This window comes from Daejeonella sp. H1SJ63 (assembly GCF_029360775.1).
GTDB lineage: Bacteria > Bacteroidota > Bacteroidia > Sphingobacteriales > Sphingobacteriaceae > Daejeonella.
Map to the genome: position 1 here is coordinate 96907 of NZ_JARKMZ010000001.1, position 18983 is coordinate 115889.

An 18983-nucleotide genomic window follows, 5' to 3' on the forward strand; every position below is an offset into this window, starting at 1 on the left:
ATTTTTCTAATATTCAATAAATGTAAGCTATGGAATCAAGCAGAAGGTCAGTGATCACCCGGATATTTTCAGCAATTGCCGGTGTTGCCGGATTGAGCTTAGTAGCCCGATCTCAAACTCCATCTGATAGTGATCAGCTATTTTTAAGTGCCCGAGCTTCACCCGATGTAAAATTATATCCCGGATCGATCAGATATGGAAACCTGGTTTTTGTTTCCGGAACCGGTGCAGATGCAGAATCTGAATTTGAAATAAAGGCCGATACAGATTTCGTTCTTAAAAAGATGGAAAAACGATTAATTGCAGCAGGCTCCTCAATGGAGAAGGTGCTGAAAGTAACGGTATTTTTAAGTGATATGGCAGATTTTGAAGGGATGAATTCAATATATAAAGGCCGTTTTGGGAAAAATCCTCCCGTTCGTTCAACCGTTGCGGTGGCAAAGGGTGGAATTCCGGGCAAATCAATCGTTGAGATTGACTGTATCGCTTATGTATGATCATTTAACTACTTATTCTTTATTGAAAGAATTTGTTTAGGTTTTGGTTCATGCTACTTTTTTGCTGAAATGTTTTAAAGAAGTCTAAAAATTCAGACTTCAGAAGAGTTTTGATTCAATATTTGCTTTTAATTTAAAGAGGGGGGAGCCAGGAACCTGAATTTTTTTGAACGAAAATTGTAATATTAAATATTATATTCGAATAGATAAATTTTTAAGGTCTTGAACTTTAAGTCTTCAACGGATAAGGAATTATTAGAATATCTAAATTTAGGTAATGAAGAGGCGTTTACAGAGATATATAACAGATACTGGAAGCGGCTTCTTGCAATTGCTTATAACTTTAGTAAAGATAAAACTGTTGCCCAAGATATAGTTCAGGAGATTTTTACACGTCTTTGGGTTAAGCATGCCAAGCTTAATATTGAATGTCTGAATACTTATTTGGCAGCAGCTGTTAAGTTTTCAGTATTCAAGTTAATTTATCGGCAAAAAAGAAGAATGGAAATTGAATCTGAGAATTGTGCGGATGAACTGTCTACCCTTTCTGAAGATGAAATAGATGCAAGATTTATACAGGAATATATCAATAAGGTGGTAGAATTTCTTCCAGAGAATTGCAGGCTTGTATTTAAATATAGTCGTAATTCAGGACTCTCAATTACTGAAATTTCTCTTGAGTTAGGTATTTCTCCGAAAACAGTTGAGGGACATCTGACTAAAGGATTAAAAGCCATTCGGTTGAATCTTAGAAATGCTTTAAACCTGTTCTAGGTTATAAGCTCGCAGCAAAAAACTTTTTTTTCAAATTGACCAAGGGTAATAGCTGCTGCTATGGTACTTATCTATGTAGGCTATAAAGGTGAATTATGCAAAATGAGGAAGTAGAAAAATTAGTTGAAAAGTACCTCCAGAATACTGCTTCAAAGGAGGAAGTCAATAAATTATTTCGATGGTATCGAACTGAAAGTTCAAGAGAGTTGGAATGGCATTTTGATCATTCTGAGAACGAGGAAAGTTTGAAATTATCAATGCTGTCTAAAATCATTAAGTCAGATTTAGAACAGAAAAAAGAACCATTAATCAAATCGTTTTATTACACAATAGCCGCTGCTGCCAGTATTATAATTTTGTTTAGTTATGCTTTCTACAATTATATAAGTAAAGATAATACTCAATTAGTCCGCACCGAACAGATTGAAAAGCAAAAACCTCTTGATATTCAGCCTGGTGGACATATAGCAATCCTCACATTGGCTGATGGTAGAAAGATAGTGTTAGACGATTCGCATAACGGGGTTTTAGTTAATGAGGGGGGGATTAAAGTGCATAAAAATCTGAATGGCATTCTTGAGTATACGATAAGCAAACAGGCTCCTGGTGAGGGCCAAAACAGCACTGATAAAAATCTGATCGTCTACAATACCATTCAAACACCTGTAGGCGGTAAGTTTCAGCTAAATCTTTCGGATGGAAGTAAGGTATGGTTGAATTCTGCTTCGTCACTGCGTTTTCCTGTGGTATTTACAGATAATACACGGGAGGTTGAACTAAAGGGTGAAGCATACTTTGAAGTCTCAAAAGACAATAATAAAAAATTTTCAGTTCGTTCGGGTAATCAATCTGTTGAAGTTTTGGGCACACATTTTAATATCAATGCCTATTCAGATGAGCCATCAATTACTACAACTTTGATTGAAGGAAAAGTACGGGTTATTGAATTAAATACTCATGAATCACAAATACTCGAACCCGGGGAGCAATCGAAAGTTGATAGAAATATAAAAATTAAGAAAACGGATACTCAGGTTGACGTAGCCTGGAAAGATGGTTACTTCTATTTTGAGAATGCAGATATCAAAATAGTAATGCGTCAGTTGGCCAGATGGTATGGTATTACCACAAGGTATGAGGGTGTATTACCTGAACATCATTTTGCAGGAGCAATTTCAACTAGTCTGACACTTTTGGAAGTGTTGGAAATACTTGAAAAGAGTAATATTCATTTTAGACTTGAAGGGAAGGAGGTTATTGTGATGCCTTAAATTCGAAATAATTGAAGGCAAAGAAAAAGCCAGAAGCGTTGGAGCGCTTCCAGCTAAAGTCTGGCCTTTAAATAAAATACTTACGAGATAGATTATTAATCACCAAACGAAACAAATTTATGAATTTATTTACTAAAACTGGAGGCTGTTCAGGACGAGTCCTTTCCTTGGACTTAGAGCCGAAAATAACCAGCGAAATTCGATTCTTAACGCATGGTATTAGCCAATGGATTACATTTCATTCAATTCTCCTTGTCATGAAGCTGACATTCATTTTTATTATTGTTTTAATTTTAAATGTTCGTGCTGAAGGATTTTCTCAAAAAGTAACATTTAGCGGAGAAAATGTTCCAATAGAAAAGGTCTTCTCTACAATCAAAAAGCAGACAGGCTATGGATTCTTCTTTCAGGAGGAACTAATCAATTTGGCAAAGCCGGTAACTATTAATGCTGTTAACGAGGATCTTTCGGAAGTATTGATAATTGTATTTAAAGGACAGCCATTAGAGTTTAGCATTAAAAATAAGACAATATTAGTATTTAAAAAGCCGGCATCGGTGGTTGGTGGGGAAACTACAAAATTTAATATTCAAGCCTCATCCCAACAACGTGATGTTATTGTCCGTGGTCAGGTTACTGATACTAAAGGCGAGACACTCCCCGGAGTTAGTATTAAATTAAAGGGGTCAGGTATAGGAGCTACAACGGATCTTGATGGCCGTTTTAGTATAAATGTTCCGGATGAAAGTAGCGTTCTGATATTTACTTATATAGGCTATAATACTAAGGAGCTTATTGTTGGCGGGAGAACAACAATCAATGTGCAGCTGGAAACAGCTAATACTGCATTGAATGAGGTGGTTGTAACTGCTCTTGGTATTTCAAGGGAGTCGAAATCTTTAACTTATTCCGCTCAGAATGTTAGGGGAGATGAATTAACCAAAGCTACCGGAACCAATGTGGTAAATGCATTGCAAGGAAAAGTTGCAGGTATGACTATTACAAGAGGATCTGGAGGTGTCGGAGGGGGGTCAACGGTTTTACTTCGTGGAAACCGTTCAATAACAGGTAATAACGCACCTCTATATGTTACTGATGGTGTTCCCGGAAGCATAGGTATTGAAGATGGCGATAATATTGAGAGTATTACCGTACTTAAGGGTGCGGCGGCAGCAGCATTGTATGGTAGTGCTGGTCAAAACGGAGTAATTCTTATCACAACTAAAAAGGGAAAGGTAGGAACAACATCTGTGGAATTTAATGGAGGTGTTCTTTTCGATCAGGCTGATATTCATACAGAACTTCAGAACGAATATGCACAGGGTGATGCAGGAATCTATGTTCCATCTTCTGAGCATAGTTATGGTCCCAAAATGACGGGTCAAAGTGTTGCTTTGTGGAATGGGAAAACGGTGTCTCTTACAGGACAGCCGGATAATTTAAAAGATTTTTTCAGAACCGGAGCAACCTATAATAATTCCTTGAGTATCAACACCGGAACCGAGAAAATGCAAACATATTTTTCATATGGAAATATTCAGGCTCAGGGAGTGATGCAGAATAATGATCTTACCAGGCATAATCTGACATTAAGGGTAAATAATACAATTTCTAAGAAATTATCTATTGACACCAAGCTAACTTATAATTCCGAAAATGTAGACAATGCTCCGGTGAGTTATGCAATCACATCCATTTATCGTACACCGGTGTCGATTCCAACCAGTGAGATGAGAAACTATTTGTATACAGATGCAAACGGTAATCCACGTCAGAATTACTGGAAACCAGGATCCTCAATAATTGGGAATCCTTATTTCTACATGTATAGAAATTTAAATAATGATAAGGTGAGTCGTATTGTCGGATTATTATCTGCAAAATATGATTTCAATGACTGGTTATCATTTCAGATTCGGGGTAATATAAACCGGACTTTTTCTGAGAGTGACAATAAGACATACTCAGACTCTTATTGGAGTACTGTAGGTTCTTCCTATGCTATGGGTTTCAATAATAACATTAATTCTAATCTGGATGGATTATTGACCTTTAAGCGGGATCTGACAAAAAGCATTAAGTTGTCCGGACATCTAGGTGCCTATATTCAGGGAAGCACAAACCGTGGAACGACCAATAATACAAATGGCCTGAATAAGCAGGATTTTTTCTATTTAAGTAATGCCAGAGCTATTCAGGCTGTCAATACTTTTTCTCAAAGTCCATTGATTCAATCTGTTTATTCATCACTGACATTTGCTTATAAAGATTATTTATATCTGGATGTTACAGGTAGAAACGATTGGTCTTCTGCGCTACCTGGTGGAGAGGAGTCTGTATTCTATCCTTCACTTGGGCTTACAGCAATTGTGTCAGATATGGTTAAACTTCCATCATGGATTTCATATGGCAAGGCCAGATTATCATCAGCTAATGCAGGAAATGGGGGTAATGCTTACTTCGGTAAAGAATATTATCGGGTAGGTGTGGGTGGCCTCATCTCAACACCAACAATTCAGACATTTGACAATTATAAACCTGAACTAACCACCTCATTTGAAGCAGGATTGGACTGGAGATTTTTTAATAACAGATTGGGTTTTGACTTTACTTATTACAAGACTAAAACTACTAATCAATTGCTTTTAATCGGAGCTCCGTCTGCTTCAACTTATGATCAGAGGTACATAAATGCAGGTCTGATTGAAAATGATGGAATAGAACTTATTATGAATGTAACCCCATTAAAGATTGGTAAATTCTCATGGGATGCAACATTTAATTATTCCAAAAATAATAACAATGTAGTTAGGATAACTGACGAGCAGAAATCAGTTATCATCCAAAGTGATGATATCGTTACTACACGAGTTGAGGTTGGACGTCCTTTTGGCGAACTTTATGTAAAGGGATGGCAAAGAGATTCTCAGGGAAGAAAATTAGTGGATTCTCAGGGCAGGCCATTATTGACTCCGGGTCTGACCATTTATGCCGGTAATTTTAATCCGGATTTTATGACCGGATTAACCAATAGCTTTAATTATAAAAACGTATCATTTGCTTTTCAAATTGATTACAGAAAAGGTGGAAGTATTATAGCAGGTACACAACCCCTGTTAGATGCAGATGGACATTCTAAAAGGTCGCTGGAAGGGCGCGAAAGTGGGATTATTTTAGATGCTTATCGTGCCGATGGTACGAAGAATTCGACCCCGATTACCTCTCAGGCTTATTTTAGTACAATTGGAGACCGGAAGCCTACCGGAGAAGAATATAATTATTCTGCTAATAATATGAGATTAAGAGAGGTGACATTGGATTATACAATTCCTGCTAAATTGTTGACCAAAGCAAAATATATAAAAGGGGCCAAGATTTCCTTTATTGGCAGGAATTTATTCTTCTTTAGTAAGTCAACTCCATTTGATCCCGATATCGCCCGCGGCAGGGGAGGGAATGAATATATCGCACTTCCTTTTTCAAAAACTTTTGGGCTTAATTTGAGAGCATCATTTTAGTATTAAATGAGAATTAGATTAGTGTCATTACATTTTTAAACTTCAGGAAATGAAAAATTATATAAATATTCCATTAAGGGTTAGTATGTTATTCTTGTTATTCATAGCAGCTATTCTAAATAGCTGTACTAAAGAATTTGACGAAAGAAATACTGATCCAACAGCAGTTACAACACTAAGCCAAACCGATCTTAAGGGTTTGTTCCCAAATGCGCAATGGCAGGGAGTTGCTCTGGGTGGGGGGTCACAATATCAAAGAGGAGTGAATGCATTCGCTGATTTGTATGCGCAGTATTTTGCGGTAACTCAAACAGCTTTTGCATCAGATCGTTTTGATTTAACTCAGGCTCGTTTACAGAATCATTGGATACGTTCTTATGTGTTTACTATGCCATCTTTACTTACAATTATTAAACAAACGCAGACCCCGGAGACTAAGCCTCTGAATGCAATTGCACGAATTTGGAAAGTATTTAGCCTGATGCGTATCACAGATTACTACGGGCCGGTACCTTATTCTAAGATTGGTTCTTTAGAAAAAACAATTCCTTACGACTCGCAAAAAGATATTTACTACGATTTCTTTAAGGAGTTAACTGAAGCAAGCGCTGATCTGAAAAATAATATAGCATTACCTGGTTATGGATCTCAGGATTTGATATACAATGGAGATAATGCTAAATGGCTTAAGTTTGCTAATACATTACGACTCCGTCTGGCATTGAGAATTTCAAAAGCTGATGCCGCTAAAGCAAGAATTGAGGCTGAGGCTGCTGTTGCTAACGGTGTTATGACAGCTGTTGCTGATGATGCATATATGAAAGTTGATCCGGCTCGTCCAAATGCTTTGGGCTTTATCTCTGCATGGAATGAATTCAGAATGAGTCAAACGATGGAAAGTTTTTTAAAGGGATATGATGATCCACGACTCAGTAGTTATTTTCAACCAGCTGTTAATGATAAGCAATACCGGGGGTTGAGGAATGGAATGATTCCAGCTCAAATTGTTTTACCCGCGAATGGCTACAATAATGCGTCTAATCTCAATGATCGTTTTACACCGGTGAAGATGAACACTGAACCAATGACCGTTATTCGTTCAGGGGAAGCTTATTTGCTTCGTGCAGAGGGTGCTGTGAATGGATGGAATATGGGAGGAACGGCAGCTGATTTGTATGCCAAGGGCATCGAAATGTCCATGAGGACGAATGGTATAACAGATGCTACAATCATTGATAATTATATTAATAGCACTAATTTGCCTTCGGCACCCGGAGGATATTTTAACACTCCGGCAATTAGTGATATTCCTGTCAAGTTTTCAGCGGATCCTGCAAAGCAGAGAGAGCAGATTGGTACACAGAAATGGCTGGCTTTATTTCCCGATGGGCAGGAAGCCTGGGCTGAGGTCAGAAGATCCGGGTTCCCAAAGAGGTATAATGTGATTAATTCGGACAATCCGGATGTACCGGTTGGGAAATTTGTTCGCCGGATTGTATTCCTCGAGTATGATAAAGACAGGAATGGTCAGGCCGTTAAGGATGCTGTGGCTCTTTTAGGAGGGCCTGACTTGGCATCGACTCCCCTGTGGTGGGATAAGAATTAAAATATGCTGATTGTATAAAAACAAGTAGTATTTATAATTACCTGTTATAAATACTACTTGTTTCAGGGTTAAAATCTGTAAGTTTTTTCTTAAAGAATATTTCTGCGATTTAGAATTTGCAAGTGTTTAAATCCTTGAATTGATTCTCATAATGTTTATTAAATATGGGCTCTTATAAATTGCCATTTATAGTCATATTGTTTCTTTTGATTTCTTATGTATCCTTTGCTCAGGAAAATATTTCTGTATCAAAGCGTATTGCGAAATCCTATAAAGTACCACGATTAAAGAATGAGCTGATTATAGACGGGGATTGGAATAAGCCTCAGTGGCGAAAAGTGAAATCTTTAGGGATTAATAATTTTATTCGTGAAAATCCGAAATTTCGGCCCAGGGTATATGCAAAAATGATGTATGATGATGCAAATATATATGTTATTTTTCAGGTTAAGGATCGTTTTGTACGAAGCGTAACAACTGAGATTAACGGACCTGTATGGAAAGATTCAGCCGTTGAATTCTTCTTTTCTCCTGACACGACTATGCCTCTTAGTTATTTTAATCTTGAGGTAAATTGTGGTGGGACGCCTTTATTGGGATATAATTCTATACCACGTAAACGGCCTGTAATTGAAGATATACAGAAAATCACTATAGGACATACACTTCCTGTTAAAGTTGATCCTGAAAGAGAGGAGCCAATAACCTGGATTATCGAGTATAAAATTCCTTTAGATATGCTTGATAATTATTCTAATGTTACACGTCCTCAAAAAGGAGTATTCTGGAGAGCAAATTTTTATAAGATCGCAGAAATAAATTCGAATCCTCATCATGCAACCTGGTCGGTTATCAATGCTCCAAGACCTACATTTCATCTTCCACAGTTTTTTGGTACGCTTAAATTTCAATAATGAATAGAAAAGTCTTTGTTGCTGGTATATGTTTGTTAACAACATTTATTTGGATCTTGTTTCTAAGCCTGAAACCAGTGCAGGAACCTTGGAAGGCTCCCGTATGGACAGATGGTTTAAAGTCAACATTACGTCAAAATCAAAATACTTTAGTCCAGGGTAAAGAACTGTATAATCAATACTGCCAATCTTGTCATGGTAGCAAAGGTTTGGGTGATGGGGTATTAGGAGGTGAATTGCCGGTTAAACCTGCGAATTTTCATCTTCAGGCTCTGGTAAATCAAAAAGATGGAGCGATCTTCTGGAAGTTATCGGAAGGAAGAGGCAGCATGCCATCCTATAAAGAATCATTGTCTGCAGAGAAGAGATGGCAATTGGTATCTTATATCAGGCAGCTGACCTCGGAAAATAAAGATGAACAACTTGTTCCTAAACCTAAGAATTTACTGCCTGTCGCTGATTTTTTGATAGAGCGAAAATTATTGAGTAGTTATTTTCCATTACCGGAGAAAGTTATGAATGCAATAGCTTCAGAAGATATTGTATTCATGGTAGACACAGTTGTTTCAGGCTTATTAAGGCCATGGAGTATGGCATTCTTGCCAGATAACAGTATCCTGATCACAGAGCGGTCTGGCAATCTCAGGATAGTTAAAAATGGTAAGTTATCTGCCAATTCTGTCAAAGGTAATGTTCCAAAAGGTTTGCGTGATGTGAAGTTGCACCCCCAGTTCAGTAAGAACAGGTTGATTTATCTTTCATATTATATTGAACCCCAAAAACCGGATGGTGGTTATACTGTTCTTATGCAAGGGAAGTTAAATGGGGATAGTTTTGTGGATGAAAAAATTCTTTATAAGGCCGGTCCTTTCAGGGAAGGTGGTGAAACATTTGGTAGCAGGATAGCTTTTGATAAGTTTGGGTTTCTTTATTTTACTGTTGGACAACGAACTATAGATGAAAGACACAGGTGGAAAACAGTACAGGATAGAACAAATCCATCGGGTAAGGTAATGCGTTTTAATGATGATGGAACAATACCAAAAGATAATCCATTTGTAGATAGTTTACAGATATTGCCTGAAATTTATACATATGGTCATCGTCAGCCGCAAGGGTTAATCAGACATCCTCTTACGGGAGAAATCTGGGAAACTGAACATGGCGAGATGGGCGGATCTGAACTTAATTTACTAAAATCTGGTTCAAATTATGGGTGGCCTGATGTAACTTTTAGCAGAAATTATGATGGTACTCTTATTTCACAGGATACAGCCCGTGTGGGTATCGAGTCACCTGTTCATCATTGGACACCATCTATTGCTCCTTCTGACTTTGATTTCGTCTTCAGCAACAATTATCCAAAGTGGAAAGGGAATTTGTTTGTTGGAGCGATGGTACATAAAAGATTGAATAGAACAGCTTTTAATAATGGGAAGCCGGTACATGATGAAATACTTCTTGAAAATATCGGTCGAATAAGGGATGTAAAAGTTCCATCTGATGGATTTATCTACCTTATGATTGAAGATACAGGACAAATTGTTCGGCTTTTGCCTCTGAAAAAAAGATAATTACTCAATTTAAAATCAATATTACTCAAAATGAATATGAAAGAGTTAACAAGATATAGTCATGCCTGCTTAATGACACTCACGATATTTTTTGTTGTGGGACTAACAGCAATTAAGGCACAAAACGTAGACATATTAATAAAAGGCGGCCATGTAATAGATGCCAAAAATAATATCAATTCAGTTATGGATGTGGCAATTACCGACAGGAAAATTACACAGGTTGCTGTTAATATTCCTGTAAATTCTGCTAAAAAGGTCATTAATGCAAAAGGGTTATATGTAACACCCGGATTAATCGATATGCATGCCCATCATTTTGCGGGTATTTCTGAAGAAAGAAATGGAGATCCTATGCCTGATGATTACACATTACGTACAGGAGTTACAACTTCAATAGATGCAGGAAGTTCAGGATGGAAGTCTTTCAAGGCATTCAAAGCGCACACTATAGATAAATCGAAAACAAGAGTTCTTGCATGGTTAAATATTGTTGGTGAAGGATATTTGGGCAGAGAACCATGGGAGCAAAATACAGGAGATATGGATGCAAAATTAACTGCAATGTCAGCTCGTATAAACAAAGAATATATTATTGGGATTAAAGTTTCACATTACAAGGGAGGGGATTGGATATCTGTTGATCGGGCTGTTGAAGCAGGTAAGATAGTGAATATGCCGGTTATGGTAGATTTTGGTGAACATAATCCCCCACAGTCAATTGAGGAGCTGTTCACAAAGCATTTCAGACCCGGTGATATCTTTACTCATTGTTTCGCCGCAGGTGCAAATAACCGGGAAACCATTGTAGATGAGAATGGGAAAGTGAAGCCATTTGTTTTTGAGGCTCAAAGAAATGGGATTGTTTTTGATGTTGGTCATGGAGCCGGTGCATTTGCGTTTTCGCAGGCTATTCCGGCCTTAAAGCAGGGTTTCGTACCAAATTCAATCAGTACTGATTTTAATAATGGGAGTAAAAATGCAGCTATGAAAGATATTTTAAATGTGATGTCTAAATTCATGGCTATGGGGATGGATTTGCAAACTGTTATTAAATTAACTACAATGACTCCTGCAAAGCAAATCCAAAGGGAAGATTTGGGTAATTTATCCGTTGGAGCAGAGGCAGATGTAGCAATATTCAGCGTAAGAAAAGGTGATTTCGGCTTTACTGATGTAAGGAAAACAAAGGTCAAAGGAACTCAAAAGCTGGAGGCTGAACTTACTATTCGTGCAGGTAGTATAGTTTGGGATCTGAATGGAATAAGTATTCAAGATTAATTAATAATTTATCAGGGGGGAGACTAATTTATTTTTTGGTAAATGTCTCTCCAAAAAATCATTTAGAACGGCTCAAAGAAATCTGATTTTTTTGAGCCGTAATGTATTTATAATTTGATGTCTGATATGTTAATGTAAACAATTAGTCAAGATTTTTTAATGTCAGATAAACCCAGAAAATGAAATCTTCTTTCGATTTTTTTTAATTAGATACCTTCTGGTAAAAAGACCTGACCCTAAAGATATCCTGGGCAGGATCAGAATTTGGAATACAGTCATTTCAGGCCTCAAACTTCCCGGGTTGATCATTTCTTCAATTAAATCAATCATTTGGAGCTAAATAAAAATTTAGCTTGATTTTCAGGTGTGCTGTTCACTTTGAAATAATCTAAATAGTGCAAATTTCTTAAAATGTACATTGATTAATTGAGTTTATAGTTTAGGTTCAATTGAGCTTGGATTAATGTTTCCGGACTCTTATAAAATTTTATCCTTTGTATTTAGGATATAAAGTTTTTATCTTGGGTTATAACTTATAATAAATTAAAGAGTGAAACAGCCTATTTTGCAGAATGAGCCTACACTCCTGAAGCTGGTGGCTGAAGGTGATGAAATTGCTTTTCGCAAAATATTTAATCATTATAAAGACAAACTGTTTAATTATACCTACAGGATTACAGACAATGAAGAATTGTCTGAAGAAATTGTAATGGATGCTTTTCTAAAGATCTGGTGCAATCGTGAGGAGCTGATCTGCATTAATCGTTTTGACGCTTATCTGTATACAATTATTCGTAACAGGGCTTTTAGTGCCATTAAGCGCAGAGCCCATGAAGCCTTGATCATTACAAAGTTAAGTCATGTATCTTCCGAATACCAGGAGTGTACAGAAGAAACAGTGGTTTTCAATGAATATCAGTATCTTCTCAATAAGGCAATTAATCAGTTACCCCCGCAGCAAAAACTGGTTTACAGTATGAGCCGTGAAGAAGGGCTCAAATATGAAGAGATTGCTGATCAGCTTAATCTTTCAAAAAATACAGTTAAAGCCCATCTGAAAAAAGCATTGCACACACTAAGATTAGTGGTTTCTAATTTTTTGCTGCTTTCCCTTGTCTCCTTGCTGTTTCATAACTGATTCTTAGTTCTTTTTTTAAAAAAATATTTTTCCGGCACTAACCCTTTTATTCTTTCCGATAGTCTTTAAATGAAATGAGGATATAAAACCCTTGTTTTAACTAAACTATTGATATGTCAATTCATAGGTTCAAATATCTCTTTCAACAGTTTATTGATAAAACTGCATCCCCGGCAGAGGTTGAAGAGTTTCTTTCAATGATGAAAAGAGATGGTTATAATGAAGAAGTTCAAACTCTTCTGGATGAATTCTGGGATGAACCAACTTCTGTTACCTCACTTGGTGAAGAAAGGGCAGAAAAGATCTTTAACAAAATAATGGCCTCATCCGGCAACCGGAAGAATGGGAGTATTTTTAGCATTAAACCTCAGTTTTACAGAGCAGCTGCAGCTATACTGATAATTGGTATTTCCGTGTTCTTTTATACAAATCATAACAAAGACCTTAGGGTTCATGACGCTAAGCCAAAGCTTGCTGAAGCAAAAAAATATGAAAAACCAACACGAAGATTTATTAACCTGCCCGACGGAAGTTCAGTAATACTCAATGAAAACAGTCAGATTGAACTTGCTGAAAATTTCAACTCAGGGGGGAAGCGGGAAGTATACCTGATGGGAGAAGCTTTTTTTGATATTGCTCATGATCCGAAGCACCCTTTCGTTGTACATACAGGGAAGTTAAAAACAACAGTTCTTGGAACCGCATTCAATGTTAAGTCGAGTGCAGGTGCAAAGACTGTTACAGTAACGGTTACCAGGGGAAAGGTTAAAGTTGGTGATGAAAAGCAGACTTTTAATGTAATTACGCCGAATGAACAGGTAGTTTTTAAAGAGGAACAAAATAATGTGGTTAAGATTCCGGTGAAGGCCGAGTCATACATCAAATGGACAAGTGAAGATATTTATTTTGATGATGTGAGCATAAAGGATGTAGCTAAACAGCTGCAGGAGAGGTTCGGAGTTTCTATAGTTTTTTCAAATGAACAGATTAAAACCTGCAAATTCAGCGCTACATTCCTTAAGTCTCAAAGCCTTCCACAGATTTTAAATGTTATTGGTGAATTTAATCAGATTAAGTACCAGTTCAAAGACAATAAAACCGTTGTTCTGGATGGTTCCGGTTGCGAATGATGACAAAATAAATGCTATTTAAAGTAAATAAAACTTAACCTATGCATAAGAAATTACCACCTTAAAAAACGTAAAAACCCTCCGAATACTTCACGGCAATGAAGCATTCAGAAGGTTTTGTGCTATTAGTCAGACTATTAGCAGTTTTAATTTAATTCATCCAATGAGAGGATTTTAATCAAATAAAAACATGTAAAAATATGAAATATTTTACAAACAGTACGTCAGGGGCTATACTCGTGAATACGATCACAGTTAGCTCTAACCGCAAAAAACTTATAATTCAGATTATGCGAATTGGCTTTATATCCATTGCCATGCTACTCATTTCTTTGCAGATGCTCATGGCTCTGCCGGCTAAGAGCCAGAAGATTAGTTCGGTAGAAGTCAGGTTAGAGCTCAGGAATGAGACTTTATTGTCAGCGTTTAAGAAAATCGAGCAGCAAACTCCTTTTCGTTTTGTATATCGCAAAGGAGAATTGATGACCTTGCCTTCAAAAAACATCAGCCAATCAACTTATACGGTTGAGCAGGTACTGAATTTGCTTTTGGAGAATACTGATCTTTCCTATAAGCAGGTAGATAATAATGTACTTATACAGTCAAATAATAATCAGTCTGCAAGACTAATCAAGACTGAAGAAACTGTTAATGTTGTTGCTGACATTACCATCCGTGGTCAGATTACAGATTCTAAAGGAGAAACCCTTCCCGGAGTAAGTATCAAAATAAAAGGCAGTAATACCGGTGCAACAACAGATATTGACGGAAGATATTCAATCAATGTGCCGGATAAGAGCAGCGTTTTGGTATTTACCTATATCGGATATCAAACTCAGGAAGTTACAATAGGCGACAGAACTACTTTGAATGTAAAGCTTGAAGCTGCCAATACAGCACTTACCGAAGTGGTTGTAACCGCTTTGGGTATTTCCAGAGAGAAGAAAGCCCTTGCTTATGCAGTAACCGAGGTTAAGGGAGAAGAGTTTACCCAGGCAAGGGAAAACAACGTTGCAAATGCATTTAGTGGTAAGATCGCCGGTGTGAACGTAACAGGTATGTCATCAGGTCCGGGTGGCTCCAGCCGTGTAATTATCCGTGGTAACGGATCATTGAGTGGTAATAATCAGCCTTTATATGTGATCAATGGTATGCCGATGAACAATACAGCACGTTCACAGGCACAGGGTGAGGGAGCAACCATATTAGACCGAGGCGATGGTATTGCTGCGATTAATCCTGATGATATTGAAACTATTAACGTACTTAAAGGCGGGCCAGCTGCTGCACTTTATGGTAGCCAGGCATCAAACGGTGTAATTTTGATTACGACGAAAAGTGGTAAGGCTCAGAAAGGCGTTGGTGTAGAACTCAATAGTAACTTTACTGTCGGCAGTCCGTCGATGTATCCTGATCTGCAGTATGTTTATGGTCAGGGTCTTGATGGAGTGAAGCCTAAAACCAAAGCTGAGGCAATCAGCTCAGGCCGTCTTTCATTCGGTGCCAAAATGGATGGTCAGCCCTATATTCAGTTTGACGGGGTGATGCGTCCTTATTCTCCGGTTAATGTCAAAGATAACTGGAAGAACTTCTACAGACCTAGTACCAATTTAACCAATACTGTGGCATTTTCGGGAGGAAGCACTCCGCAATTAACTTACAGATTGTCATTATCTGACCTTGAGGCTCAGGCTATGGAGCCAGGTTCAAGCTATAACAGACAAACCGGTAACTTAAGTTTAAGATCTGTTCTTGGAAAGAGGATCATCGTTGAGTCAACAATGCAGTACAACGTTGAAAGAGGTATCAATCGTCCGGGAAATGGATATGCTGATAACACCACATCATGGGCAACCAATCTTTTGGCAAATACGGTAGATATCCGCAGTCTGGCACCGGGTTATGATGCCAACTTTAATGAAGTTCAGTGGCAGCAGGTGCCGGAGGCTCAGAATCCTTATTTCGTTATTAACAGAATGGGAAATAAGGATACCAAGAACCGCTTTATGGGACAGGCAAGTATTCAGTATAATATTCTGGATGATTTGTCGGTTAAAGTTAGTGGAATGAGAGATATTGACAGATTCAACTCAATGGATTATATGCCGATAGGTACTGCAAAGAGACCCAGAGGTTTGTTCAATTCCGGTACTTCTTTTGTAACCAAAACTACTGCTCAGGCATTATTGAATTACAATAAAACTTTCTTTAAAGATTTCCAGTTAACTGCAATGGCGGGGGGGAATATTGAAAGAAACGTTGCTGAATCAACTGCAAATTACGGATCGGAATTCATTGTTCCTGATTTTATCAGTTTCTCTAACCTTGCTATTCAGTCGGCAAGCGTGGGTTTAAGCCGCTTCGGACAGAATTCGGTATTTGGTTCTGCTGATATTGGCTATAAGAGTTTGCTTTATTTCACATTTACAGGAAGACAGGATTGGTTCTCAACTTTGAATCCGGGGAATAACTCAATATTCTATCCTTCATTTGGTACAAGCTTTATTCTTTCAGATGCCATCAAATTACCTTCTGTTATCAGTTTTGCTAAGTTGAGAGCTTCATGGGCACAGGTGGGTGGAGCAACTGTTAGTCCTTATCAGATCAACCAGCTTTATACTTTTGAACAGGGTGGGCACATTGGTCGTCCGGTTCAGAATACTTCAAGTGCTTTGTCAAACCCGAATTTGAGACCTCTTACTTCAACAACCTATGAAGGAGGTATTGATATTCAGTTTCTTAACAACCGCTTAGGGTTAGATTTTACTTATTATAACCGTAAAACTACAGATGATATCCTGAGTACTTCGATTGCAGGTTCATCAGGTTATACCTCGGCATTATTAAATGTTGGAGAGCTGAGTAATAGGGGAGTTGAGATCCTGTTAACCGGTACTCCGATTAAATCAAATAAGTTCACCTGGGATGTAAGCTATAATGCGGCTTACAATAAGAGTGAGATTTTGAAACTTGCGCCGGGCCTGAGTACTGTGGGCGGTGCCGGTGTTGGCAGGCCTTATAATACAATCAGAGGAAGAACTTATTTAACCAATGCAAGTGGTGTACGAGTATATAATAAGCTGAGTGGATATGAAGTTCAGAGCCCTGAGATGGAATATGGTCAGGGTGTGCCTCCGTATACAATGGGACTGACCAATAATTTCAGATACAAAAACTTCTCACTTAATATTCTTTTGGATGCCAAATTCGGAAATATCGTTCAGTCGGGCTTAAGCCGCTATATGTACCGTTTCGGACTATCTAAGAATACACTTCCGGGAAGAGAAAATGGTTTGACTGTTTCGGGAGTTGATCAAACGGGAGCACCTTTTACAAAAACCTGGCCAGTTGATCAGTTAGATACCTATTATAATAACCAGGCAAGTATCAGCCCATTAACTACTTCAGTTTTTGATGGCGATTTCGTGAAACTTCGCAGCGCAGTTTTAAGCTACAGATTACCTGTAAATAAACTGCAGTCTCTGAAGATTCAGTCGGCTGATATTTCCCTTGTTGCAAGAAATCCGTTTATACTTTATAAGCATATCACGGATTTCGATCCTGAATCTGCCTACACGATCGGCAATACTCAGGGGCAATCATCAAATACAATTCCAAGAACCCGCGATATTGGGGTGAATTTAATTGTAAGGTTTTAATTAATGTTATCTAATATTTTGAACATGAAAAAGCTAAGTTTTAAACCTATATATACGACTCTTGTTCTGGCCATCTTCTTGTCATCCTGTACAAAGGATCTTGCCGAGCTGAATAAGAATCCAAATGCTTACGAGAGTGTAAACCCTAATTTCCTCTTTACAAAAGCTCAACTGGGAGCCATTGGATTAAATCCAAATGGAAACCGCTTTAATAATATGCAGATGCTTCAGCAGGAAGCTACTTACAGTGAAGTAACAGCTCCGGGCGATAAATATTTTGCTGAAGGCTACGTCAGGAATAACTGGGCAGCATTTTCCGGATGTTTGAATCAAATACAGCTGGTAATCAATGAAGTGAAGAAGGATCCTGCGATGGTTAATAAATTATCTGCAGCAAGAATCTGGAGAGTTTATATCAATCATCAGTTAACAGATCTGTATGGGGATATTCCATATTCTGAAGCTCTTAAAGGTCTGGATGGAAAATATCAACCTAAATATGATCTTCAGTCTGATATCTATAAGGATATGTTTAAGGAACTTGAAGAATCGGCAGCAGCATTCGATGCATCTAAACCTACATTCGGAAATTCTGATCTGTTTTATGATGGTAATACTGTAAAATGGAAGAAATTCGCCTATTCTATGATGCTTAGATTAGGAATGCGTTTAACCAAGATCGATCCTGCTCTGGCTAAAACCTGGGTTGAAAAAGCGATTGCGGGCGGTCCAATCATTGATGATGCTGACCTTACAAGAGCACCATATGCTGATGGAGGATTAGCGAGTAACAGAAATCCATTCTCAGAACAGATGAGAATTCTTGATTATGTTGATGGTCAAAATCCTTTGAATGTTCAGGGATCTAAGATTTCTCAGCGTTTTATTGATCATCTGAAGGGTAATTCAACAACTACAAAAGATCCGCGTTTGAATGTTATCGCCGTTTTATGGGTAAAACAGTCTACCGGAGGTTACGTAGCGGATACTGCCACTGCTTTACAGAAAGGTATGAAGAATGCTCAGTTTAACGGATATCCTGCGGATTTTGAAACCTATTCTGAGCCAAATCCAAATACCGTAATGAGATACGATGCTCCTGTTATTGTAATGAGTTCGGCTGAAGTTCATTTTCTGCTTGCAGAAGCATCTATCCGGGGCTGGTATACAGGAAATGAGGCTACCTCTTATAATAATGGGGTAAGATCAGCAATGAAACAATGGTCGCTTTATGGTGCCGGGGGCGCAATTTCTACTGATAAGGTTGATACTTATCTGAAATATAATCCATTCCTTTCTGCGGGTACTTTTGAGCAGAAGCTTGAGCAGATTTCCACTCAGCGCTGGGTTTTAGGTTATCTCGACCAGATTGAAAACTTCTCTAACTGGAGACGTACAGGATATCCGGTTCTGATTCCAACGAATTATCCTGGTAATATTACCGGCGGTAGAATTCCTCGTCGTTATATTGTTCCGGAGTCTGAGGAAACTTTGAACAGAGAGAACTTCCTGGCTGCCAAGGCCAGACAAAGCGGAGATAATACCCTGCTGAGTCGTGTTTGGTGGGATAAGGAGTAAAATTTTATAAACAAAGAGGAGAAATCTATATCTTACGGTATGA

12 protein-coding genes are annotated in these 18983 nt (G+C 38.0%); all 12 read left to right on the forward strand.

What is annotated here, in order from left to right:
• The first annotated feature begins 29 nt into the window (after positions 1-29).
• The 12 genes from P2W72_RS00440 to P2W72_RS00495 all read left to right on the forward strand — a co-directional run bounded on the left by P2W72_RS00440 (position 30) and on the right by P2W72_RS00495 (position 18940).
• Positions 30-497: a RidA family protein gene (locus tag P2W72_RS00440; RefSeq protein WP_276358868.1), complete on the forward strand. Its 468-nt coding sequence runs from the start codon at positions 30-32 to the stop codon at positions 495-497.
• Positions 498-719: 222 nt separating this feature from the next.
• Complete coding sequence (locus P2W72_RS00445) at positions 720-1271, forward strand: RNA polymerase sigma-70 factor (RefSeq protein WP_276358869.1); 552 nt, start codon at positions 720-722, stop codon at positions 1269-1271.
• 95 nt (positions 1272-1366) lie between these two features.
• Positions 1367-2542 (forward strand): FecR family protein, encoded by a 1176-nt coding sequence (locus P2W72_RS00450; RefSeq protein ID WP_276358870.1) that lies wholly within the window; start codon positions 1367-1369, stop codon positions 2540-2542.
• A 257-nt stretch (positions 2543-2799) separates the two neighbouring features.
• Positions 2800-6060 (forward strand): SusC/RagA family TonB-linked outer membrane protein, encoded by a 3261-nt coding sequence (locus P2W72_RS00455; RefSeq protein WP_276358871.1) that lies wholly within the window; start codon positions 2800-2802, stop codon positions 6058-6060.
• Between the two features lie 49 nt (positions 6061-6109).
• Positions 6110-7666, forward strand: coding sequence for a SusD/RagB family nutrient-binding outer membrane lipoprotein (locus P2W72_RS00460; protein ID WP_276358872.1), 1557 nt, complete (start codon positions 6110-6112; stop codon positions 7664-7666).
• Positions 7667-7830: 164 nt separating this feature from the next.
• Entirely contained in the window at positions 7831-8580 is a 750-nt protein-coding gene (locus tag P2W72_RS00465; RefSeq protein ID WP_276358873.1) for a carbohydrate-binding family 9-like protein, read from the forward strand.
• A gap of 77 nt (positions 8581-8657) precedes the next feature.
• On the forward strand, positions 8658-10154 hold the full coding sequence (locus P2W72_RS00470) for a PQQ-dependent sugar dehydrogenase (RefSeq protein ID WP_276358874.1): 1497 nt from the start codon (positions 8658-8660) through the stop codon (positions 10152-10154).
• Positions 10155-10190: 36 nt separating this feature from the next.
• Complete coding sequence (locus P2W72_RS00475; RefSeq protein ID WP_276358875.1) at positions 10191-11435, forward strand: amidohydrolase/deacetylase family metallohydrolase; 1245 nt, start codon at positions 10191-10193, stop codon at positions 11433-11435.
• 550 nt (positions 11436-11985) lie between these two features.
• Positions 11986-12573 carry an RNA polymerase sigma-70 factor gene (locus tag P2W72_RS00480; RefSeq protein WP_276358876.1) on the forward strand — a complete coding sequence of 196 codons (588 nt, stop codon included), beginning with the start codon at positions 11986-11988 and terminating at the stop codon, positions 12571-12573.
• Positions 12574-12686: 113 nt separating this feature from the next.
• Positions 12687-13703 (forward strand): FecR family protein, encoded by a 1017-nt coding sequence (locus P2W72_RS00485; RefSeq protein ID WP_276358877.1) that lies wholly within the window; start codon positions 12687-12689, stop codon positions 13701-13703.
• Between the two features lie 200 nt (positions 13704-13903).
• A complete protein-coding gene (locus tag P2W72_RS00490) occupies positions 13904-17362 on the forward strand; it encodes a SusC/RagA family TonB-linked outer membrane protein (protein ID WP_276358879.1) in 3459 nt (1152 codons plus the stop codon).
• Positions 17363-17386: 24 nt separating this feature from the next.
• Positions 17387-18940 carry a SusD/RagB family nutrient-binding outer membrane lipoprotein gene (locus tag P2W72_RS00495; RefSeq protein WP_276358880.1) on the forward strand — a complete coding sequence of 518 codons (1554 nt, stop codon included), beginning with the start codon at positions 17387-17389 and terminating at the stop codon, positions 18938-18940.
• Positions 18941-18983 lie beyond the last annotated feature (43 nt).